This is a genomic window from Streptomyces sp. NPDC052064, from assembly GCF_055585925.1.
The window spans coordinates 318,531-340,398 of record NZ_JBVJJE010000008.1 but is presented as its reverse complement, the minus strand read 5'-3'; the positions used below and the strand labels follow the sequence as shown (position 1 = coordinate 340,398).

Genomic DNA, 21,868 nt, shown 5'->3' with positions numbered 1-21,868 from the left:
TCGCGCCCACGCGGCGGAGCCGCAGATCGACACAGCCCCGCGTCCCTCAGGCGAACTCACCACCCTGCGTTGCCAGGTTCCGTAGGACGGTGCCGCACCTGCGTGCGTACGCGTGCTGGAACCCCCTGGTCGCCGGCCCGCCCGCCTTCGCGTACCACTTGGCTGCGCGGCTGAACGCGTTCACCGTCAGCCAGACCGTGCCGTCCCCCGTACGGTCGACCACGAAGGACTCCTCGCCGCACTCGGGGTGGCCGGCCAACGTGCCGTAGGCCCAGCCGGCGCGGCGGGGTTCCTCGACCGTCCACACCACACGGCAGGGGGCCTTGATCCCGGCGAGGGTGACGGTGACGTCGATGCCGGGGGCGGCCCGGTCCGCGCCGGCGTCTATGCCGACGCCCAGGGTCCGGTGCATCTCCCAGGTGAGCACCGCCTCCGAGGCCCGGCGGAAGACCTCCTCGCCCTCCCCGAGGCGGGTGCGCACGTTCATGGGGTGGAAGCCCGGCGGGCAGAAGCCCTCGTCGCGCGTGGCGCCGACGTCGGCGTAGGTGAAGTCTTTCGGATCCGGATGAGACACGGTCACCAAGAGTAGGGCGGTACCCGGATGTGCCTTCGCTCCGGGTACCGCCCTCTGCCGTGCTGAAGGTCAGCCCACGTTGACGGCGGACCAGGCGGCCGCGACCGCCTTGTACTCGGTGCTGGACGCGCCGTACAGCGCCGAGGCCGCGTTCAGGGTCGCCGTGCGGGCGCCCGCGTACTTGGTCGTCGACGTCATGTAGGTCGTCAGCGCCTTGTACCAGACCTGGAGCGCCTTGGTGCGGCCGATGCCGGTGACCGTGGAGCCGTTGGACGTCGGCGAGTTGTAGGTCACGCCGTTGATGGTCTTCGAGCCGCTGCCCTCGGACAGCAGGTAGAAGAAGTGGTTGGCGGGACCGGAGGAGTAGTGGACGTCCATGCTGCCGAGGCTGGAGGACCACGCGTCCGCGGAGTCGCCGTCCTTGCTGGGCTTGTCCATGTAGCGCAGCGGGGTGCCGTCGCCGTTGATGTCGATCTTCTCGCCGACGAGGTAGTCACCGACGTCGGAGGAGTTGTTGGCGTAGAACTCCGCGCCCGCGGCGAAGATGTCGCTGGTCGCCTCGTTCAGGCCGCCGGACTCGCCGCTGTAGTTGAGGCGCGCCGTGGCCGACGTCAGGCCGTGGCTCATCTCGTGGGCGGCCACGTCGAGCGAGGTCAGCGGGTGGGTGTTGCCCGAGCCGTCGCCGTAGGTCATGCAGAAGCAGCTGTCCGACCAGAAGGCGTTGTTGAAGTTGTTGCCGTAGTGGACGCGCGAGTAGGCGGCCTTGCCGTCGTTGCGGATGCCGTTGCGGCCGAAGGTGTTCTTGTAGAAGTCCCAGGTGATCTGGGCGCCGTAGTGGGCGTCGGCGGCGGCGGTCTCCAGGTTGGAGGGGTTGCCGTTGCCCCAGATGTCGTCGGAGCCGGAGAAGAGCGTGCCGGTGCCGGAGGTGCCGCGGTTGAGGTTGTACGTCTTGTTGCCGCCGCGCGTGCCGTCCGACAGGGTGTACGACGACCCGGACTTCGTGGTGCCGAGGGTGACCTTGCCGCTGTAGGTGGTGTTGCCCGTGCCGGTCTCGATGCCCTGGTACTCGTAGAGCTTCTTGCCGGTGGCGGCGTCGGTGATGACGTGCAGCTCGTTCGGGGTGCCGTCCTCCTGGAGGCCGCCGACGACCGTCTCGTAGGCGAGGGTGGGCTTGCCGTCGGCCGCCCAGATCACCTTCCGGGGCGTGGAGTTCGCCTCGGTCTTCTCCGAGCCGGCCGCCTTGGCGAGCGTCACGGCCTGCTTCTCGGCCTTGGCGGCGGTGACCGCGGGCTTGAGCGAGTCGACCTTCAGGGCGGCCTTCGTCGCTCTGGTGACGCCCTTGGTCTCGCCGGATTTCGACTCGTGCACGACGAGGTCGCCGCCGAGGACCGGCAGGCCCGCGTAGGTGCGCTCGTAGCGGGTGTGGACCGTGCCGTCGGCGTCCTTCACGACGTCCCTGACGACCAGCTTCTCCTGTGCGCCGAGGCCTATCTCGTCGGCGGTCCCGGTGGCGTCCGCCTGCTGCTCCTTGATGAGGGCCGTGCGGGCGGGCGCGGTCAGCAGGACGGGTGCGGCGGCGAGGGCCGGCTTGCCGGCGGCGGAGGAGTCGGCGGCGACGCTGCTGCCGGAGGTCAGACCGGTGGTCAGCAGGGCCCCGGCCGCGACGGCGGTGGCGATGGCGAGCGTGGTGCGCTTGTGACGCGCGTAGAGAGGGGTGGACACACAAGCTCCTAGATGTGGGGGAAGTGCTGGGGTGCTGTGCGGCGGGTGGGGGAAGAGTGGCATCTGAGGCGCGTACATGTCAGAGGCACGCGTGATGTTGGCCGGAAATCGACGACGAGGTGTACGCCCGGACACACGAAGCGGGCGCCGCCCCGGGGGAGTCGAACCCACCGGGGCGGCGCCCTGCCCTGGGCAGACCGCGAACGGGCCTACGGGAAGGTGAGCTTCCAGCTGTTGATGTGTCCGGTGTCGCGGGCCGCGTTGTCCTGGACCCGCAGCTGCCAGACGCCGTTGGCGGGCTCGGAGGAAGCGTTCACCGTGTACGTGGTGTCGATGTCGTCCGCGCTGCCGCCGGTGCCGTAGCCCTTCAGCGTGTACGCCGTGCCGTCGGGGGCGACGAGCTGCACCTGGAGGTCGCCGATGTAGGTGTGGACGATGTCCACGGCGACCTGGAGGTTGGAGGGCGCGTTGCCCGTCCGGCCGGAGACGGTGACCGACGACGTGACCGCGGCGCCCCGGTCCGGGATCGCCACGTCGGCGGTGTTCTCGAAGGACGTACCGCCCCCGCCTCCGCCACCGGAGCGGGCGCCGACGTTCACGCCCGCCCACGCGTCCTGGACCGCCTTGTACTCGGCGCTGTCGGTGCCGTAGAGCTCACCGGTCGCCGCGAGGGTGCCGGTACGGGCGCCCGCGTAGTTGGTGGTCGAGGTGAACTTGGTGGTCAGCGCGCGGAACCAGATCTTCTCCGCCTTGTCCCGGCCGATGCCGGTGACCGGAAGCCCGTCCGAGGTGGGCGAGTCGTAGGTGACACCGTTGATGGTCTTGGTGCCGCTGCCCTCGCTCAGCAGGTAGAAGAAGTGGTTCGCGGGGCCCGAGGAGTAGTGCACGTCGATCGAGCCGATGCCGGAGTACCAGGCGTCCTTGGACGAACCGTCCTGGCTGGGCTTGTCCATGTAGCGCAGCGGGGTGCCGTCGCCGTTGATGTCGATCTCCTCGCCGATGAGGTAGTCACCGACGTCGGAGGAGTTCTTCGCGTAGAACTCGACGGTCGAGCCGAAGATGTCGGAGGTCGCCTCGTTCAGGCCGCCGGACTCGCCGCTGTAGTTGAGACCCGCGGTGTTGGAGGTGAGCCCGTGGGTCATCTCGTGCGCGGCCACGTCGATCGACGTCAGCGGGTTCGCGTTGCCCGAGCCGTCGCCGTACGTCATGCAGAAGCAGCTGTCCGACCAGAACGCGTTGACGTAGTTGTTGCCGTAGTGGACGCGCGAGTAGGCGCCCACGCCGTCGCCGCGGATGCCGCTGCGGCCGTGCACGTTCTTGTAGTAGTCCCACGTCAGGGCGGCGCCGTAGTGGGCATCGGCGGCGGCCGACTCCAGGTTGGAGGGGGTGCCGTTGCCCCAGATGTCGTCGGAGCCGGAGAAGAGCGTGCCGGTGCCGGAGGTGCCGCGGTTCAGGTTGTACGTCTTGTGGTTGCCGCGGGCGCCGTCGGTGAGGCTGTACGTCGAACCGGACTGCGTGGTGGTGAGGTCGACCGTGCCGGAGTACACCGTGTTGCCGGTGCCGGTCTCGATGGCCTCCCACTCGTAGAGCTTCTCGCCGGTGGTGGCGTCGGTGACGACGTGCAGCTCCTGCGGGGTGCCGTCGTGCTGGAAACCGCCGACGACCGTCTCGTACGCCACGACCGGTTTGCCGTTCGCGGCCCAGATCACCTTCCGGGGCTCCCGGTTGACGGCCGGGCTCTTGGCGTTCTCGGCCTTCCCCGCGGCCAGGGCCTGCTGCCGGGCCTTCGCGGTGGATACCGAGGCCTTCGTCGTGGCCGGCTTGATCGCGGGGCGGCTTGCCTTCACGACGGCCGCGGTGGCGTCCGCCTTCGTGCTCTCCACGACCAGGTCGCCGCCGAGGACCGGCAGGCCGTCGTAGGTGCGCTCGTAGCGCGTGTGCACGGTGCCGTCGCGGTCCTTGAGGACGTCGCGTACGACCAGCTTCTCCTTGGCGCCGAGGCCGAGGTCCTTCGCCGTCTCGGCCCTGCCGGCGTCGGCCTCGCGGATCAGCGCGGCGCGCTGGGCGGGGGTGAGCTCGACCGACTCCGAGCCGGGGTTCGCCTTGCTCGCGGCCGACGGTGCCTTCTCCGGGGCAGCGGTGGCGGTGCCGCTCTGCACGGCGGCGGCGATCAGCGCGGCGACGCCGGCGAGGGCCACGGCCGCGGTGCGGCGGGGGGTGTGGGGAGTGCGTCTGTGAGAGGTGCTTCTTCGCGAGGAACTGCTTCTCAACACTGACTCCTTCTGCGGGACCGGGGGTCGCCCGGCCTGGGGAGGTGGAGGTGTTGCTGTGGGGTTGCTGTGGAGCAGTCGTGGGAAGCGTGGCAGGGGAGTGCGCTTTCTGTCAGGAGCGCGTCAACAGTATGGCCGGAAACGGTTCGTTGACCGGAAGTTCATGTTCGCTATACGGACGCTTCGCGGTCGTCCGGCAGGTCCCCGTGCCAGGAGTGCCACAGCGCCGCGTAGGCCCCGCCGGCCGCCACCAGCTCGTCGTGCGTGCCGAGTTCGGTCAGCCTGCCGTCCTCCATCACCGCCACCCGGTCGGCGTCGTGCGCGGTGTGCAGCCGGTGCGCGACGGCGATGACGGTGCGCCCTTCGAGCACGGCGGCCAGGGCGCGCTCGGTGTGCCGGGCCGCACCGCCTGGCCGACGACGACCTTCACCGTGCGGAAGTTGGCGTCCTTGACGTGCTCCCTGGCCTAAAGTCCAGGGATTCCGGCCTGGGTCGGCTGACCCTTCCGGGGGCTTCCTGCTTCACCGCGCTGTGCGGGCACGTATGCCCGTCTCACCGGCGCTCCACAGGCGTTCAGCGTCTCCGCCCGTCCGGCGGCGACGATACGGCGTCCTTCGAAGAGGACGTTGCGAACTGCGTTGTGGTCACGGTCATGCACCGTTCCGCATGCCCTGCGCGTCCAATGCCGAACGTGCAGGGGCTTGGGACCGTCCCTGAATCCGCAGGCCGAGCAGATCTGAGAAGACGGGAAGGCGCGGTCCACCTTGGCGAAGGTGCGGCCGTGCTTGACCGCCTCGTATCCCAGCATGCCGACGAACGAGGACCAGCCCGCGTCGTGCACGGACTTGGCGAGCCGGGTGCGGCCGAGGCCGGACACCGCGAGGTCTTCCACGTACACCGCTTGGTTGTCGCGAATGATCTGGGTGGAAGCCTTGTGGTGGAAGTCCCGGCGCCGGTTGGCCACCTTGGCGTGTTGGCGTGCGACCTTGATGCGGGCCTTGGCCCGGTTCTTCGACCCTTTCTGCTTGCGGGACAGCTCCTGCTGAAGGCTGTTGATCTGCGTCCCGTCTGAAAGGACCGCGAAGGCGGACAGGCCGAGGTCGATACCAGCATCGGTCCCCACCTGGGGGAGGATGTCCGGCTCGGTGTCCACGGCGAAGCTGAGGAAGTAACGGCCGGAGCTGTCCTTGGTGACGGTCAGGGACGTGGGTGCGGCTGGAAGCCGACGGGACCACTTGACCCTGAGGTTGCCGACCCTGGCCACGGACACCGTGCCGTCGTCCTGGAGGGAAAAGGCGTTGGTGGTCAGGCGGATCGACTGCCGGGTGTCCTTCTTCGACTTGTAGCGGGGCGGCCCTGCTTTCCGGCCCTGCCGCTTGCCCGTGAGCGAGTCGAAGAAGTTCTTGTAGGCGGTGTCCAGGTCCCGCAGGGACTGTTGCAGGACGACTGCTGACACGTCGGCGAGCCAGGCGCGTTCCTCGGTGCGCTTGGCCTGGGTGATGCGAAGCCGGGACAACTCCGCCGACTTCACATACGGCAGCCCGGCCGCATGCGCTTCCCTGCGGTCGCGTAGGCAGTCGTTCCACACCACACGGGCGCACCCGAACGCCCTGGCCAGCGCACGGCGCTGGGTGGCATCCGGATAGGCCCGGTAGTTGTAGCGGAGCCGCATGCCGATCACCGTATGGACGCTTCATGGCCGCTTGCGGCGAAAGATCACATTTAACTGGAATTGCACGCGATGTGAGCAAGTGTGTTCGAGTCGACGGTCGCGCCGGCGCGGAGCCTCAAGAATGAGATGCCGAGACGCCGCGAAGGGATCACTCGCTGCGAGGACTTCGAAGCGGTCCGCTCCAGGCTGCTGGTCAGAGCAGTCCTGAGATGCGTTTCATCCCCGGCGTGAGCTCCGGGCTTTCAGGCAAGGCCACAGGTAACGGCCGCCGCTCCGGGAGTTGGTGTGCCGGGGTCCTCGTACGCGTCGATCATCCGCCCGCCTCCGCCGCCCTCCGCCACCGTCCTACGCCAGGCTGTCCCGCCAGGCCCGGTGCAGATCCGCGAACCTGCCCGTGCCCGCGATGAGTTCGGCCGGTTCGCCGTCCTCGACGATCTTCCCGTGTTCCATGACCAGGACACGGTCCGCGATCTCGACGGTCGACAGCCGGTGCGCGATGACCACGGCCGTACGGCCCTTCAGCACCGTCGCCATCGCCCGCTGCACCGCGCGCTCGCCCGGGATGTCCAGTGAGCTGGTCGCCTCGTCGAGGATCAGCACCGCCGGGTCGGCCAGCAACGCCCGTGCGAACGCGACCAGTTGCCGCTGACCGGCCGAAATACGGCCACCCCGCTTGCGTACGTCGGTGTCGTAGCCGTCTGGCAGGGAGCTGATGAAGTCGTGCGCGCCGATCTCCTTCGCCGCCCGCTCCATCTCCTCGCGCGAGGCGTCCGGGCGGCCGATCGCGATGTTCTCCGCGACCGTGCCGGAGAACAGGAACGCCTCCTGCGTCACCATGACCACCCCGCGCCGCAGTTCGGGCACGGCGAGATCGCGCAGGTCGACGCCGTCCAGCAGCACCCGGCCGTCGGAAGGGTCGTAGAACCGGGCCAGCAGCTTGGCCAGCGTCGACTTGCCGGCGCCCGTGGAGCCGACGACCGCGACCGTCTGTCCGGCCGGGATCGTGAGGTCGAAGCGGGGCAGCACCTCGCCGCCGGTGCGGTAGCCGAAGCGGACGCCGTCGAAGACGACCTCGCGGCCCGGGTGTTCGCTCGCCGGCGGGGGGAGCTGTCGCGGACTCGACGGCTCGGGCACGGACGGGGTCTGGGCGAGCAGCCCGGCGATCTTCTCCAGCGAGGCCGCCGCCGACTGGTAGGAGTTGAGGAACATCCCGAGCCGGTCGATGGGGTCGTACAGCCGCCGCAGGTACAGCACGGCTGCCGCCAGCACACCGAGGGCGAGCGTGCCGTCCGCGACCCGGTAGGCGCCCCACAGCACGATCGCGGAGACCGCCGTGTTGGCGACCAGCCGTGAACCGGTGACGTACCGGGCCATCTCCAGCGTCGCGTCACCGTTGGTCCGCTCGTGCCGCTGGTTGAGCACGCCGAAGTCCGCGTCGTTGACGGCCTCGCGGCGGAAGGCGTGTACCGGGCGGATGCCGTTCATGGTCTCGACGAACTTGACGATGACTCCGGCGATGGCGGTCGACCGTGCCCGGTACACCCGCCCGGCGCGCCGCTGGTACAGCCGCACCAGGGCGTAGAGCGGCACCAGGGACGCCACCGCCACGCCACCGAGGCCCAGATCGAGCCAGAGCAGCATCGCCGAGATGTAGACGAAGGACAGGATGACCGTCACGAGTTCCTGAAGGCCCTCGTCCAGCAGCTCGCGCAGCGACTCCACGTCCGTGGTGGAGCGGGAGATGAGCCGGCCCGAGGTGTAGCGCTCGTGGAAGTCGACGCTCAGCGTCTGTGCGTGGCGGAAGATCCGGCCGCGCAGGTCGAGCAGCACGTCCTGGCTGACGTGGGCCGCGGCGGCGACGAACGCGAACTGGAGCCCGCCCGCGGCCAGCGCGCACGCCAGATAGCCGACGGCCACCGCGGTCAGCGGCCCGTGGTCCTGCGCCCGGAACGCCGGCACGGCACGGTCGATGGCGTACGCCACGAGCAGCGGGCCCGCCTGCACGACCGCCTGCTGGAGCAGCAGCAGGAGCGTGGTGACCGTGACGCGGGCCTTCATGGGCGCGAGCAGGGAGCGCAGCAGGGCGGCGGTGGCGCCCGGGGGAGTGGGCAGGACGTCGCGGTCGAAGGGGTCGCCGATGGCGGGGGTCCGAGCGGCGGCTTTCTCGTCGTCGGGTTCGTCGTCGTCGGGTGTCCCGTCGGCCGGTGCGGTGGTGGCCGCCGTCATCGTGCGTCCTCCTGTTCGCCTGAGTGTTCGGCGGGCGGTTCGCCCGACTGTTCCCCTGACATCAAGTGCGCGTACTCGGCGTTCGTATGCAGCAGTTCGTGGTGAGTGCCGACCGCGGCGATCCGGCCGCCGGACAGCAGCGCGACCCGGTCGGCGAGCAGCACGGTGGACGGGCGGTGCGCCACGATCAGGGCGGTGGTGTCCGCGAGGACCTGCCGCAGGGCGGCCTCCACGGCGGCCTCGGTGTGCACGTCCAGGGCCGACAGCGGGTCGTCCAGGACGAGGAACTCCGGCTGTCCGACGACAGCTCTGGCCAGCGCCAGGCGCTGCCGCTGCCCGCCGGAGAGGCTGAGGCCCTGCTCGCCCACCTGGGTGTCCGTCCCCTGCGGCAGGGCGTACACGAAGCCGGCCTGTGCGACCGACAGGGCGCGCTCCAACTCCGCCGGGCCGGCCGTGTCGTCGGCCCCCATGAGAACGTTGTCGCCGACCGCGGCCGAGAACAGCGTGGGCTCCTCGAAGGCGACCGCGACCTTGGCGCGCAGCGCCTCTCTGGACAGGGCCGTGATGTCGGCGCCGTCGAGGGTGATGCGGCCCGAGGCCACCTCGTAGAAGCGGGGGATGAGCGCGGTGAGGGTCGTCTTGCCGCTGCCTGTCGCTCCGACCAGGGCCATGGATTCACCGGGGCGGATGTGGAGGTCGACCCCGTCCAGCACGGGAGGGGAGTGTGGTGGGGCGTCCGGGTAGCGGAAGGTGACGTCGTGGAACCGGAGACCGGACCCGGCTGCGGGCAGCGACGCCGAGTCACCCGGTGCCTCCCGCTCCTCGACGCTCTCGTCCATCACCTCGAAGTACCGCTCCGTCGCCGTCGCCGCCTCCTGGCTCATCGCCAGCAGGAAACCGATCGACTCCACCGGCCACCGCAACGCCAGGGCCGTGGACAGGAACGCCACCAACGTCCCCGCCGACAATCCACCGTCGGCCACCTGCACGACACCCACCACCAGTGCCGCCCCGATCGCGACCTCCGGCAACGTCACGATGACGCCCCAGATCGTCGCCAGCAGCCGTGCCTTGCGCAGCTCCGTGCCGCGCAGGGTCTCCGACGACTCCCGGAACGCACGGGCCTGGCTCCGGTGCCGGCCGAAGCCCTTGATGATGCGGACGCCGAGCACGCTCTCCTCGACGACCGTGGTCAGGTCGCCGACCTGGTCCTGGGCGAGCCGGGCCACCTTGGCGTACCGCTTCTCGAAGATCACGCAGGTGACCATGACGGGCACGGCGGGCCCGAGGATCACCAGCCCCAAGGTCCAGTCCTGGAGCAGCATGATGACCACGCCGACGAGGATGGTCACCCCGTTGACCAGCAGGAACGTCAGCGGGAAGGCGAGGAACATGCGCAGCAGACTCAGGTCCGTCGTCCCCCTGGACAGCAACTGCCCCGAGGCCCACCGGTCGTGGAAGGCCACCGGCAGCCGCTGGAGGTGCCGGTACAGATCCGCCCGCATGGACGCCTCGACGTGGGACAGCGGCCGGGCCACCAGCCACCGCCGCAGCCCGAACAGCAGGGCCTCCGCGAAGCCGAGCAGCAGCAGGTACAGCGCGCCGAGCCAGACCCCGCCCGGGTCCCGGTCGGCGACGGGTCCGTCCACCATCCACTTCAGCACGAGCGGGATGACCAGCCCCACGCAGGAGGCGAGTATCGCGACGAACGCGGCGGTGAACAGCCGCACCCGCACGGGCCGCACGTACGGCCACAGGCGCAGCAGAGTACGCACGGCGGAACGGTCCTGGGCGGGGGCGGGTGTCGTGGCCATCAGCAGCGAGCCTACGGATCGCCACTGACACCGCCCACCGAGTTTTCGCCGTACCGGCGTCGGCCGTTGGTCCTACGACCTGCGCGTTCAAGGGGTCGTAGGGCGGCATCAGCCGATCGGATGATGCCCGTTCGAGCGCGACGGCCGATGCGCCGGTGCCCGCCCTGCCGCGACTCTCGTCGCATGCCGACCGCACCTGTCATCGAAGTCACCGAGTTGCGCAAGAGTTACGCCGGACGCCCCGCCGTCGACGGTGTCTCCTTCGCCGTGGAGGAGGGGGAGATCTTCGGGATCCTCGGGCCGAACGGCGCCGGCAAGACCACCACCGTGGAGTGTGTCGAGGGGCTGCGCGTGCCCGACGCCGGCCGGGTCCGCGTCACCGGCCTCGACCCCGTCACCGAACACGAGGCCACCCGCCGCGTGCTCGGCGCGCAGCTCCAGGAGAGCGAGCTGCAGGCCAAGCTCACCGTCCGCGAGGCGCTGGAGCTGTACAGCGCCTTCTACCCGAGCCCGCTCGACTGGCGGCCCCTCGCCGAACGCCTCGGCCTCACGGCCAAGTTGACGACCCGCTTCGCCAAGCTCTCCGGCGGCCAGAAGCAGCGGCTGTTCATCGCGCTCGCCCTGGTGGGCAACCCCCGGGCGGTCGTCCTGGACGAGCTGACCACCGGCCTGGACCCGCGCGCCCGCCGGGACACCTGGGAGCTGATCGAGGACATCCGCGCGAACGGCGTGACCGTCCTCCTCGTCACCCACTTCATGGAGGAGGCGCAGCGGCTGTGCGACCGGATCGCCGTGATCGACAAGGGCCGGGTGGCCGCCCTGGACACCCCGGCCGGTCTGATCCGGCGCTCGGCGGGCGCCACCGTCATCAGCTTCACGCCGTCCGCCCCGCTGGAGGCGGCCGACCTGAACGCGCTGCCCGGGCTCGCGTCGGTCGGGCACAAGGACGGCCACGTCACCCTGTCCGGCACCGACGAGACCGTCAACGCCGTCATCACCCTCCTCGCCCGCACCCACGTCACGGCCCACCAGCTCCGGGTCACCGACGCCACCCTGGACGACGCGTTCCTCGACCTCACGAAGGAGGCGGCGGCATGATCACGGCCCTCGTCAACACCGCCCTACTGAAGAGTGAGGTCCGCCTCTTCCGCCGGGAGCCCGGCAGCCTCTTCTGGATCCTGGTGTTCCCGACCCTGCTGCTGGTGATCCTCGGATCGATCCCGTCCTTCCGCGAGGCCGACCCGTCCTTCGGCGGGCTGCGCCCCGTCGACGGTTACGTCCCGGTCGGCGTGCTGCTCGGCCTGATCATGGCCGGGATGCAGGCGATGCCGTACACCCTCACCAGCTACCGCGAGCACGGCATCCTGCGCCGGATGTCCACGACGCCGGTCCGGCCCGCCGCCCTGCTGTCCGCGCAGATGCTGCTGTACGGAGGGGCCGCCCTGGTGTCGGCGTTGCTCGTCCTCGCGGTCGGCCGGCTCGCCTTCGACGTACGGCTGCCGCGGCAGGGCTTCGGATACGCCCTCGCCCTGCTCCTGGCTGTGCTGGCCGCCCTCGCGTTGGGTGCGGTGACCTCCGCGCTGTCCCGGTCCACGAAGATCGCCGGCGGCATCGGGTCGGCCGTGGCCTTCCCGGCGATGTTCTGCGCGGGCGTGTGGATGCCGGTGCAGACCATGCCGGACGCACTGGCCACGTCCGTCGGCTTCACGCCGTCCGGTGCGGCGGCCGAGGCCCTGAACCAGGCCGCGGCGGGGGACTGGCCGGGCTGGGACCACCTCGGGGTGCTCGCGGCCTGGACCGTGCTGCTGACGGCCGGTGCCTCGCGCTGGTTCCGCTGGGAGTAGGCGAAAAGCCGTGCAGACTGGGGAGATGACCGCGGCGGACGAGCAGATCGAGCACCGTCAGAACCAGTTCCAGACCTGGGGCGTCTACGGACTGCTCGCCGTCTCCGCCCTCCTCTCGGTCGCCGCGCACGAGCTGATGACGAGCCCCGCCGAGTGGTATGCGGGCGGGGCGCTGGTCGTCGCCGCGGTACTGCTCCAGCTGTGGCACGGGCCCCGCCGCGGCCGCCGGACCCCGTCCCGCCGCGGGACCGTCTACTACGTCCTGCGCTGGGCGATCTCCTTCGCCCTCACATGGCTGACCCCGTTCTTCGGGTTCTACGCGTCCGCCGGCTACTTCGACAGCGAAGAACTGATCGCCGGAAGGCGCCGGCAGTGGCTCGGTCTCCTCGCCACCGTCGTCGTGGTGGCGGGCTCGCAGTGCGGCGGGATGCCGATCAGCAGCCCCATCCAGTGGCTGCTGTTCGGCGTGCTGCTGGTCACGAACTTCGGCCTGGTGATGGTGGTCGGCCGCATCACCCAGCAGGAGGAACAGCGCTCCCGCGAGCGGGCCGTCACCATCACCGAACTCGAACGCACCAACGCCGCCCTGCAACAGGCCCTCGACGAGAACGCCGCCCTGCACGCCCAACTCCTCGTCCAGGCACGGGAGGCGGGCGTCGCCGACGAACGCCGGCGGCTCGCCGCCGAGATCCACGACACCATCGCCCAGGGCCTGACCGGCATCATCGCCCAGCTCCAGGTCGTCGCGAACGCCCCCGACCTGGCCGTGGCCCGCACGCATCTCGAACGCGCCTCGGACCTGGCCCGGCACAGCCTCGGCGAGGCCCGCCGCTCCGTGCACAACCTCGCGCCCGTGGCGCTGGCCGACGCGGGCCTGCCGGAGGCTCTGAAGAAGACGGTCGCCGAGTGGGGGGAACGGACGGGCGTGCGCGCCGAGTTCACGGTCGCCGGTACCGCCGAGCAACTCCACGACGAAGTCGCGGCCACCCTTCTGCGGATCGCCCAGGAGGCCCTCTCCAACACCTCCCGGCACGCGGCCGCCGACCGCGTCGGCGTGACCCTCACCTTCCTCGGCGACGAGGTCATCCTCGACATCCGCGACGACGGCCGGGGCTTCGACCCCCTCGCCGTCCCCGAACGCACCGGCTCCGGCGGCTTCGGCCTCGACGGCATGCGCGCCCGCGCCGAACGCGTCGCCGGTGCCCTCACCATCGAGTCCGAGCCGGGCCACGGTACGGCGGTCTCCGCTCGCGTACCGTTGGTCCGCCATGACTGACGACGCCGCGATCACCCTGCTCATCGTCGACGACCACCCCGTCGTACGGGACGGCCTGCGCGGCATGTTCGAGTCCGCCCCGGGGTTCACGGTCCTGGCAGAGGCGTCGAACGGCGTCGAGGCGCTCGCGCTCGCCACCGGCCTGGACCCGGACGTGATCCTGATGGACCTGCGCATGCCCGGCGGCGGGGGAGTGGACGCCATCCGTGAACTGACGCGCACCGGCGCCCGCGCCAAGGTCCTCGTCCTCACCACCTACGACACCGACTCCGACACCCTCCCCGCGATCGAGGCGGGCGCCACCGGCTACCTGCTGAAGGACGCGCCCCGCGAGGAGCTGTTCACCGCCGTACGGGCGGCGGCGCAGGGCCGTACGGTCCTCTCCCCGGCCGTGGCCTCCCGACTGGTCTCCGCGGTCCGGACTCCCAGGTCCCCCGGCAACGAGCCGCTCTCCGCGCGCGAACGCGAGGTGCTGGCCCTGGTCGCCAGGGGCACGCCCAACCGCGAGATCGCCCGTGAACTGTTCATCAGCGAGGCGACCGTGAAGACCCACCTCACCCACCTCTACGCCAAGCTCGGCGTCAAGGACCGCGCGGCGGCGGTGGCGGTGGCGTACGACCGGGGGATCCTCGGCTAGTCCGGGTAGGGCAGCAGAGTGCCGTCGGTCTTCTCCCAGGCGGCCTTGAGCTCGGCCAGCAACTCCGGCCGGTCGGGGGCGAGATCGGCCTGTTCGCGTGCGTCGGCGGCGAGGTCGTACAGATGGTCCTCGCCGTGGGCGTCCCGGTAGTACTTCCAGTTGCCGCGCCTGAGCGCCCGGTTGTCCCGCACCCGCCAGAAGAGGTCGCGCTCGGGCAGCCGTTCGCCCCGCAGCAGGTATCCGGTGAGGCTCGTGCCGTCCAGCGGGTACGCCGGGTCGGGGCGGGCGCCGCCCAGCTCCAGCAGCGTCGCGGTCCAGTCGGGGGAGAAGTTCGGTTCGTGGCTGACCTGACGGCCGTCGATCCGGGCGGGCCAGCGCAGGATCGTCGGCACGCGGATGCCGCCCTCCAGCAGCACGAACTTCTCGCCGCTGAGCGGCCAGTTGTAGGAGAACCGCTCACCGCCGTTGTCGCTGGCGAACAGCACGACGGTGTTCTCCTCCTGCCCGGAGCGGCGCAGGGCGGCGAGCACCTCGCCGACCGCCGCGTCCAGGCTCTCCACCATCCGCGTGTACGTCGCGACCGAGCCGCCGTCGTAGTGGTTCAGGGCCTTGCTCACCTCGGCCTGGGACGTGGCCGCCCTGATCTTCGCCGCGATCCCGGCACCGGTCTCCGCGTCGTCCTCCGCGAGCCAGGGCCAGTGCGGGGTGGTGAAGTTGAGGTTGAGCAGCCAGGGCCGCTCGTGCTCCCGGCGCACGTACTCGACGGCCCGCTCGGTGAGGACCGTCGTGTAGTAGCGCAGGTCCTTGTACTCGGCGTCCCCCTCGTACAGGTCGTGGTCGCCGAGCTGGCCGAGCTTGGAGAAGTACTCCAGCACGCCCCCGAAGTTCCCGAAGAACTCGTCCCAGCCCGACTTGGTGGGACTGTGGTCGGGCAGCCAGCCGCAGTGCCACTTGCCGATGAGCGCGGTGGCGTATCCCGCCCGCGTCAGCAGGGAGGCCAGGGTCGGGTGGTTCGGGTCCAGGCCCTGCGACCTGTCGGCGATCGGCTCGGCCAGCCCGCCCTTCGTACGGCCCGGATAACGCCCGGTGTAGAGGCTGAACCGGGTCGGGGAGCAGGTCGAGGAGCCGGAGTAGGCGTTGGTGAAGCGCACGCCCTGGCGGGCCAGCCGGTCCAGGTTCGGCGTGCTGATGTGCGGGGCGCCGTAGGAGGACAGGTCGGCCCAGCCGAGGTCGTCGCCGAGAATGACGAGGAAGTTGGGGCGACGGCCGGACGTGGCACCGGGGCGGGCCTCGAACGGGCGCTCCGCGAGGGCGGCTTCGGCGGCGGTGGGCGTACCGGCGACGGCGGTGACGGCACCACCGCCGACGAGAGCACCGAGGGCACGGCGGGATATGTCGGGCATGCGGGGTCCTGGGAATCAGAGGCAGCAGGGAGGGACGCGGTCGCGGTTCAGCGACAGACCGCGCTCGACTGACGGCACAGGTCGACATGGCGCCGCTCGACGAGCGCGACACGTGCGCACCGGAGATCAGCGGTCGGCCTCATGACCATGGACGGTGCCAGCGGGGCGGCGGCGAGGTCAAGAAGATCCCCGCCGAGTTCACGGAGCCGAAACGAGCCCCCGGGACGAACCGCCGCCCTGCCCGGCGAAACGATGCCTCAGCCCGCCACCCGCAGCAGCAGCACCGCCCGCGCCGGCATCGTGATCTCCGTCCCCGCCCGGTGCTCCACCCCCGGCGCCTCCCTCTGCTCCTCCAGGCTCGTGTCGACGACGACCTCGTACCGCTCCGCCCAGGGCGGCCCCGGCAGCACGAAGCTCACCGGCTCCTCGCCCGCGTGCAGGACCGCGAGGAAGCTGTCGTCGAGGATCTGGTCACCGTGCTCGTCCCGGCCCGGGATGTCCCGGCCGGAGAGGTACATGCCCAGCGTCGCGGCGGGCGCGTACCAGTCCTGCTCCGTCATCTCGGTGCCCCGGGACGTGAACCAGGCCAGGTCGCGCAGGCCGTCCGCGGTCTGGGCCCGGCCCGAGAAGAAGGCCCGGCGCCGGAGCACCGGGTGCCGGTGGCGCAGCTCGATCAGCCGGGAGGTCAGCTCGAACAGCGCCTTCCAGCCCGGGTCCTCCAGCAGGCCCCAGTCCACCCAGCTGATCTCGTTGTCCTGGCAGTACGCGTTGTTGTTGCCGCCCTGCGTACGGCCCAGTTCGTCACCCGCGAGCAGCATCGGCACACCGGTGGACAGCAGCAGCGTGGTCAGCAGGTTCCTGAGCTGGCGCCGCCTGAGCGCCCGTACGCCCTCGTCGTCCGTCTCGCCCTCGGCGCCGTGGTTCCAGGCCCGGTTGTCGTCCGTGCCGTCGCGGTTGCCCTCGCCGTTGGCCTCGTTGTGCTTGCGCTCGTAACTCACCAGGTCGCGCAGGGTGAAGCCGTCGTGCGCGGTGATGAAGTTGACGGACGCGTACGGCCTGCGCCCGCCCCAGGCGTACAGGTCGCTGGAGCCCGACAGGCGGTAGCCCATCTCCCGTACGTCCGGCAGCGCGTGCCGCCAGAAGTCCCGTACGGCGTTGCGGTACCGGTCGTTCCACTCCGTCCACAGCGGCGGGAACGCCCCCACCTGGTAGCCGCCCGACCCGACGTCCCACGGCTCGGCGATCAGCTTCACCCGGCGCAGCACCGGGTCCTGGGCGATGACCGCCAGGAACGGGGAGAGCATGTCGACGTCGTGCATGGAGCGGGCCAGCGCGGCGGCGAGGTCGAAGCGGAAGCCGTCCACGCCCATCTCGGTCACCCAGTAGCGCAGTGAGTCCGTTATCAGGCGCAGGACGTGCGGCTGGACGACGTGCAGGGTGTTGCCGCAGCCGGTGTAGTCGGCGTAGCGGCGGGCGTCGTCCTGGAGGCGGTAGTAGCCGCGGTTGTCGATGCCCTTCAGGGACAGCGTCGGGCCGAGTTCGCCCGCCTCCGCCGTGTGGTTGTAGACCACGTCGAGGATGACCTCGATCCCGGCCGCGTGCAGGGCGCGCACCATGCGCTTGAACTCGCCGACCTGCTGGCCTGTCGTCCCGGAGGCCGCGTAGGCCGCGTGCGGGGCGAAGTAACCGATGGAGTTGTAGCCCCAGTAGTTCCTGAGGCCTCTGCGCAGCAGATGGTCCTCGTGCGCGAACTGGTGTACCGGCAGCAGCTCCACCGCCGTCACGCCAAGCTTCACCAGGTGCTCGATCGCCGCCGGGTGCGCGAGGCCGGCGTAGGTGCCGCGCAGCTCCTCGGGGATGCCCGGGTGCAGCCGGGTGAAGCCCTTGACGTGCAGCTCGTAGATCACCGAGTCCGCCCACGGCGTCTTCGGGCGGCGGTCGTACGTCCATTCGTCCTCGGTTCCGCCATCGTGGACGACGACCCCCTTGGGGACGTACGGCGCCGAGTCCCGGTCGTCGCGCACGGTGTCGGCGACGTGCTGCTGCGGCCAGTCGCGCACGTGCCCGTACACCTCCGGCGGCAGGCTGCTGTAGTCGTTTCCCCGGGCGGCGTCGACCGCGCGCGCGTACGGGTCGAGCAGCAGCTTCGCCGGGTTCCAGCGAGCGCCGGTCCACGGGTCCCAGCGGCCGTGCACCCGATAGCCGTAGCGCTGGCCGGGCAGCACGCCCGGGACGAAGCCGTGCCAGATCTCGTGGGTCAGCTCGGCGAGCCGGACCCGCGACTCCTTGCCGGCCTCGTCGAAGAGGCACAGCTCGACCCCTTCGGCCCCGCGCGCCCACAGGGCGAAGTTGGTCCCCGCCACCCCGTCCGGGCCGACCCGGAACCGGGCGCCCAGCGGCGTCGGCGCGCCCGGCCGGGCGGGCACCGTGGGTGGTGGCACGGCCCGCCGTGCGCCGTTCGCGGCTGCGGCCTGGCGCCCGTTCTCGGTGGCCTGATGACCGGCCACCGCCTCCTGCTCGGCTGCGCTGGACACCTGTCAGCCTCCCGCGGCTCGTGGAACGACGGGGGACAGAGGGGTGCGGTCCTGTGCTCCGGCCCGGGTCGCGGCTCCCCTGCGCGTCGTCCTCCCCACTGTTCTGCCCAGAGCGTGGGTCGCACTCACGTTTCCCCGGGGGCGGGCATGGTCGTTTCCCGGGGACGCGGCCGGTCGTTGGGCACCTCGTGAGGCACGTACAAGGGCGCGCGCGGCGCGCGAGGGCCGCGCTGGCCGCCGTAGTGACATGGGCAGGGCTCCTGACCGGGGCCACCGGCTGTACCTCGGACGACGCGGGCGGGCTCGCCGGTGCGTTCGGCGCGCCCCCGGCGCCCGAGGACGTCATCCGGGTCTCGCCCGACGACGGCAGCAAGGGCGTGCGCCCCGGGAAGAAGCTGCGGGTGCATGTGCCCGACGGCAGGCTGGAGTCGGTGAAGGTCGTCCGGTCGCAGGACGCGCAGGAGTCCCCGGTGCCCGGCCGGCTCTCCGCCGACGGACTGACCTGGGAACCCGACGAGAAGCGGCTCGCGCTGGCCGCCAAGTACACGATCGACGCGGTGGCCGTGGACGGCGACGGACGCCGCTCCGCCCGGCACACCTCTTTCACGACGTACGTCCCGGAGGAACGCTTCATCGGCTACGTCAGCCCCGAGAACCGGGCCACGGTCGGCACCGGCATGATCGTCTCGCTGGAGTTCAGCCGCGAGATCGCCAACCGCGCCGCCGTCGAACGCGCGGTGCGGGTCACCGCCCGCCCGGCCGTGGAGATCCGCCCGCACTGGTTCGGCGGGACCCGCCTCGACTTCCGCCCCGAGCACTACTGGAAACCCGGCACCCGGGTCACCGTCGACCTGCGCCTGCGGGACGTCGAGGGGGCGCCCGGGGTCTACGGCCTCCAGCACAAGACGTTCTCCTTCACCGTCGGCCGCAGCCAGGTCTCCCTGGTCGACGCCGCCCGGCACACCATGGAGGTGCGGCGCGACGGCGAGGTGCTCGCCACCGTGCCGGTCACGGCAGGCGCCCCCAGGACCGCCACGTACAACGGCAAGATGGTGGTGACCGAGATGCTCGAGGTCACCCGGATGAACGGCGCCACGGTCGGCTTCAAGAAGCGCGACGGCAAGGGCGAGTACGACATCCCGGACGTCCCGCACGCCATGCGCCTGACCGAATCCGGCACCTTCCTGCACGGCAACTACTGGGCGCACCACACCGTCTTCGGACATACCAACGTCAGCCACGGCTGCGTCGGACTGCGCGATGTGAAGGGCGGCGGTTCCCACACCCCGGCCGGCTGGTTCTTCGACCGCAGCCTCATCGGGGACGTCGTCGAGGTCGTCCACAGCAATGACAAACAGGTCGCTCCCGACAACGGTCTCGGAGGCTGGAATATGGGCTGGAACGCCTGGAAGGCGGGCGGTGCGGTGAAGTAGCACGACAGGGGGGCGGGTTGCATCGACTTTCCGTCGAAGTTGGGACTGAACAGTGACAATCGCAGGCCGCCGGGGTCCGGCGCCTTGTGGTTAATATTCGCCGGTGCGCGGGGGACGCGCAGGGGTGCGGGCCTGACCAGGCCCGGGGAGGGGAGAACAACTTGAACGGGCGACCGATATCGGGGGCGTCGGTTGGCGGCAGGCACGGACTGCTCGCGCTGATACTGGGCGTGCTGCTGCTCGCCGTCACGGCGTGCGGCGGCGGGGGGACCGGCTCCGGTTCCGGTGCGGGCGCCGGCAAGGACGGGGACGCCGCGCAGAGCAAGCAGTCCGAGGCCGTCGTCGGCATCACCCCCAAGGACGGCGCCAAGTCCGTCGACACCAGCGGGGCGCTGAAGGTGACCGCCGCCAAGGGCAAGCTGACCGAGGTCGAGGTCAAGGACGCCAAGGGCAAGAAGGTCGACGGCGAGATATCCGGGGACGGCGCCACCTGGACACCGTCCACCCACCTGGCCGCCGCCACCAAGTACACGGTCCACGCGGTCGCCAAGGACTCCGAGGGCCGCACGGCCGCGGAGGACGCGGGCTTCACGACCCTGACGCCGAAGAACACCTTCATCGGCACCTTCACCCCCGAGGACGGCGCCAAGGTCGGCGTGGGCATGCCGTTCTCCATCCGCTTCAGCCGGGGCATCACCAGTCCCGACGACGTCGAGAAGGCCATCCGCATCAAGACGGAACCGGCCGTGGACGTCGAGGGCCACTGGTTCGGCAACGACCGTCTCGACTTCCGCCCCGAGAAGTACTGGAAGCCCGGCACCAAGGTGACCGTCGACCTCGACCTCGACGGCGTCGAAGGCCGTCCCGGCGTCTACGGCGAGCAGAACAAGACCGTCTCCTTCACCATCGGCCGCAACCAGGTCTCCGTCGTCGACGCCAAGAAGCTCACGATGAAGGTCATGCGCGACGGGAAGGTGATCAAGACGATCCCCGTCACCACCGGCAAGCCCGGCATGGCGACCTGGAACGGCCAGATGGTCATCAGCGAGATGCTCACGGTGACCCGGATGAACGGCGAGACGGTCGGCTACGGCGGCGAGTACGACATCAAGGACGTCCCGCACGCCGTGCGCCTCACCACCTCCGGCACCTTCCTGCACGGCAACTACTGGGCGAGCGGCGCCTTCGGCAACTACAACGCCAGCCACGGCTGCATCGGCCTGCGCGACGTGCGCGGCGGCTGGGACAAGAAGGTGCCGGCCGCGTGGTTCTTCAACCACTCGATGGTCGGCGACGTCGTGATCGTCAAGAAGTCCGAGGACCGCATCGTCGACCCGGACAACGGGCTCAACGGCTGGAACATGTCGTGGGAGAAGTGGAAGAAGTAGCTCTGACCTGACGGCCACGGGCCCCGGTGTGACGGACAGCACCGGGGCCCATGGCCGTTGGTCCCCGTGCTGTGCCTGCCTGGGGGCCGCCCCCCAGAGCCCCGGCCGGATGTGACCCACCGCACCGGCCCGACAGCCGTTAGCCCCCGTTAACCTGCTGCGTATGACCGTCTCTCTCGAAGTCGCTGAAGGCGTCGGCACGCTTCGTCTCGACCGCCCGCCCATGAACGCGCTGGACATCGCCACGCAGGACCGGCTGAAGGAACTCGCCGAGGAGGCCACGCGCCGTGAGGACGTGCGGGCCGTGGTGGTCTACGGCGGTGAGAAGGTGTTCGCGGCCGGTGCGGACATCAAGGAGATGCAGGCGATGGACCACACCGCGATGGTCCTGCGCGCCCGCGCCCTGCAGGACTCGTTCACGGCGGTGGCCCGGATCCCAAAGCCGGTCGTCGCGGCCGTGACCGGCTACGCGCTCGGCGGCGGCTGTGAACTCGCGCTGTGCGCGGACTACCGCATCGCCGGCGAGAACGCCAAGCTCGGCCAGCCGGAGATCCTGCTCGGGCTGATCCCCGGCGCGGGCGGCACCCAGCGCCTGGCCCGCCTGATCGGCCCCTCCAAGGCCAAGGACATGATCTTCACCGGCCGGATGGTGAAGGCCGACGAGGCGAAGGAGATCGGCCTGGTGGACCGGGTCGTGCCCGCCGACGAGGTGTACACGCAGGCGCACGCCTGGGCGGCGAAGCTGGCGCAGGGCCCGGCCCTCGCGCTGCGTGCCGCGAAGGAGTCGATCGACACGGGCCTGGAGGCGGACATCGACACGGGCCTGGCGATCGAACGGAACTGGTTCGCGGGCCTGTTCGCCACCGAGGACCGCGAGCGCGGCATGCGGAGCTTCGTGGAGGAGGGGCCGGGCAAGGCCAAGTTCCTCTGAATCCCCCTTCCGGGGCTTGCAATTGACGCGGTGTCTGATTGGGGTCCCTCGATGGGGCGGTTTATGGCAGCCTTAAGGCAGCCTTGAGCGTGTCCGGTCGAGGGAGCCCGTCGATTGCCGCGAAACGGGCCATCACCGCAGGTC

At 70.7% G+C, this 21,868-nt stretch carries 16 protein-coding genes and 1 pseudogene; 7 read left to right on the top strand and 10 right to left on the bottom strand.

The features are described from left to right. Positions 1-46: 46 nt before the first annotated feature. The 7 genes and pseudogenes from ACZ6TU_RS23490 to ACZ6TU_RS23460 all read right to left on the bottom strand — a co-directional run bounded on the left by ACZ6TU_RS23490 (position 47) and on the right by ACZ6TU_RS23460 (position 10,278). On the bottom strand, positions 47-580 hold the full coding sequence (locus ACZ6TU_RS23490; protein ID WP_467676709.1) for a DUF1990 family protein: 534 nt from the start codon (positions 578-580) through the stop codon (positions 47-49). 63 nt (positions 581-643) lie between these two features. Next, on the bottom strand, positions 644-2,296 hold the full coding sequence (locus ACZ6TU_RS23485) for a M4 family metallopeptidase (protein ID WP_467676711.1): 1,653 nt from the start codon (positions 2,294-2,296) through the stop codon (positions 644-646). Positions 2,297-2,505: 209 nt separating this feature from the next. Further along, complete coding sequence (locus ACZ6TU_RS23480) at positions 2,506-4,566, bottom strand: M4 family metallopeptidase (RefSeq protein ID WP_467676712.1); 2,061 nt, start codon at positions 4,564-4,566, stop codon at positions 2,506-2,508. Positions 4,567-4,736: 170 nt separating this feature from the next. Further along, positions 4,737-4,967, bottom strand: a pseudogene (locus ACZ6TU_RS23475) (ABC transporter ATP-binding protein); the annotation flags it as partial. A gap of 65 nt (positions 4,968-5,032) precedes the next feature. After that, positions 5,033-6,238: an RNA-guided endonuclease InsQ/TnpB family protein gene (locus ACZ6TU_RS23470; RefSeq protein ID WP_469550766.1), complete on the bottom strand. Its 1,206-nt coding sequence runs from the start codon at positions 6,236-6,238 to the stop codon at positions 5,033-5,035. A gap of 345 nt (positions 6,239-6,583) precedes the next feature. Beyond that, complete coding sequence (locus ACZ6TU_RS23465; protein ID WP_467676716.1) at positions 6,584-8,464, bottom strand: ABC transporter ATP-binding protein; 1,881 nt, start codon at positions 8,462-8,464, stop codon at positions 6,584-6,586. After that, a complete protein-coding gene (locus tag ACZ6TU_RS23460) occupies positions 8,461-10,278 on the bottom strand; it encodes an ABC transporter ATP-binding protein (protein WP_469550762.1) in 1,818 nt (605 codons plus the stop codon). Before ACZ6TU_RS23460 ends, ACZ6TU_RS23465 begins: the two co-directional genes overlap by 4 nt. 183 nt (positions 10,279-10,461) lie before the next feature. On the opposite strand from ACZ6TU_RS23460, the gene ACZ6TU_RS23455 reads away from it, so the two are divergent. The 4 genes from ACZ6TU_RS23455 to ACZ6TU_RS23440 are packed head-to-tail and all read left to right on the top strand — an operon-like array spanning position 10,462 to position 14,035. Beyond that, positions 10,462-11,376 carry an ABC transporter ATP-binding protein gene (locus ACZ6TU_RS23455; protein ID WP_469550759.1) on the top strand — a complete coding sequence of 305 codons (915 nt, stop codon included), beginning with the start codon at positions 10,462-10,464 and terminating at the stop codon, positions 11,374-11,376. Next, entirely contained in the window at positions 11,373-12,122 is a 750-nt protein-coding gene (locus tag ACZ6TU_RS23450) for an ABC transporter permease (RefSeq protein ID WP_469550756.1), read from the top strand. Before ACZ6TU_RS23455 ends, ACZ6TU_RS23450 begins: the two co-directional genes overlap by 4 nt. Positions 12,123-12,147: 25 nt before the next feature. After that, the gene (locus tag ACZ6TU_RS23445) at positions 12,148-13,398 is read left to right on the top strand and encodes a sensor histidine kinase (RefSeq protein WP_469550755.1); all 1,251 of its coding nucleotides are present in this window, start codon (positions 12,148-12,150) and stop codon (positions 13,396-13,398) included. Beyond that, positions 13,391-14,035 (top strand): response regulator, encoded by a 645-nt coding sequence (locus tag ACZ6TU_RS23440; protein WP_467676726.1) that lies wholly within the window; start codon positions 13,391-13,393, stop codon positions 14,033-14,035. The genes ACZ6TU_RS23445 and ACZ6TU_RS23440 overlap by 8 nt, the downstream gene beginning before the upstream one ends. Here the strand turns inward: ACZ6TU_RS23440 and ACZ6TU_RS23435 are convergent. From ACZ6TU_RS23435 to glgX, 3 genes are all read right to left on the bottom strand, one after another. Further along, complete coding sequence (locus ACZ6TU_RS23435; protein ID WP_469550750.1) at positions 14,032-15,438, bottom strand: sulfatase family protein; 1,407 nt, start codon at positions 15,436-15,438, stop codon at positions 14,032-14,034. The genes ACZ6TU_RS23440 and ACZ6TU_RS23435 overlap by 4 nt on opposite strands. A 47-nt stretch (positions 15,439-15,485) precedes the next feature. Further along, positions 15,486-15,581 carry a putative leader peptide gene (locus ACZ6TU_RS23430; protein ID WP_469550747.1) on the bottom strand — a complete coding sequence of 32 codons (96 nt, stop codon included), beginning with the start codon at positions 15,579-15,581 and terminating at the stop codon, positions 15,486-15,488. A gap of 114 nt (positions 15,582-15,695) precedes the next feature. After that, positions 15,696-17,972: a glycogen debranching protein GlgX gene (gene glgX / locus ACZ6TU_RS23425; RefSeq protein WP_467676732.1), complete on the bottom strand. Its 2,277-nt coding sequence runs from the start codon at positions 17,970-17,972 to the stop codon at positions 15,696-15,698. 188 nt (positions 17,973-18,160) lie between these two features. Between glgX and ACZ6TU_RS23420 the strand changes: the two genes are divergently transcribed. From ACZ6TU_RS23420 to ACZ6TU_RS23410, 3 genes are all read left to right on the top strand, one after another. Next, a complete protein-coding gene (locus tag ACZ6TU_RS23420; RefSeq protein ID WP_467676734.1) occupies positions 18,161-19,405 on the top strand; it encodes a L,D-transpeptidase in 1,245 nt (414 codons plus the stop codon). A gap of 161 nt (positions 19,406-19,566) precedes the next feature. Continuing rightward, the gene (locus tag ACZ6TU_RS23415) at positions 19,567-20,793 is read left to right on the top strand and encodes a L,D-transpeptidase (RefSeq protein WP_467676736.1); all 1,227 of its coding nucleotides are present in this window, start codon (positions 19,567-19,569) and stop codon (positions 20,791-20,793) included. 163 nt (positions 20,794-20,956) lie between these two features. Next, positions 20,957-21,724 (top strand): enoyl-CoA hydratase/isomerase family protein, encoded by a 768-nt coding sequence (locus ACZ6TU_RS23410; protein ID WP_467676738.1) that lies wholly within the window; start codon positions 20,957-20,959, stop codon positions 21,722-21,724. The last annotated feature ends 144 nt before the right edge of the window (positions 21,725-21,868 follow it).

Coding starts and splice junctions, on each gene's coding strand:
- ACZ6TU_RS23455 (WP_469550759.1), top strand. CDS start 10,462: ATGCCGACCGCACCTGTCATCGAAGTCACCGAGTTGCGCAAGAGTTAC.
- ACZ6TU_RS23445 (WP_469550755.1), top strand. CDS start 12,148: ATGACCGCGGCGGACGAGCAGATCGAGCACCGTCAGAACCAGTTCCAG.
- ACZ6TU_RS23440 (WP_467676726.1), top strand. CDS start 13,391: ATGACTGACGACGCCGCGATCACCCTGCTCATCGTCGACGACCACCCC.
- ACZ6TU_RS23470 (WP_469550766.1), bottom strand. CDS start 6,238: ATGCGGCTCCGCTACAACTACCGGGCCTATCCGGATGCCACCCAGCGC.
- ACZ6TU_RS23430 (WP_469550747.1), bottom strand. CDS start 15,581: ATGAGGCCGACCGCTGATCTCCGGTGCGCACGTGTCGCGCTCGTCGAG.
- ACZ6TU_RS23465 (WP_467676716.1), bottom strand. CDS start 8,464: ATGACGGCGGCCACCACCGCACCGGCCGACGGGACACCCGACGACGAC.
- ACZ6TU_RS23410 (WP_467676738.1), top strand. CDS start 20,957: ATGACCGTCTCTCTCGAAGTCGCTGAAGGCGTCGGCACGCTTCGTCTC.
- ACZ6TU_RS23435 (WP_469550750.1), bottom strand. CDS start 15,438: ATGCCCGACATATCCCGCCGTGCCCTCGGTGCTCTCGTCGGCGGTGGT.
- ACZ6TU_RS23460 (WP_469550762.1), bottom strand. CDS start 10,278: ATGGCCACGACACCCGCCCCCGCCCAGGACCGTTCCGCCGTGCGTACT.
- ACZ6TU_RS23450 (WP_469550756.1), top strand. CDS start 11,373: ATGATCACGGCCCTCGTCAACACCGCCCTACTGAAGAGTGAGGTCCGC.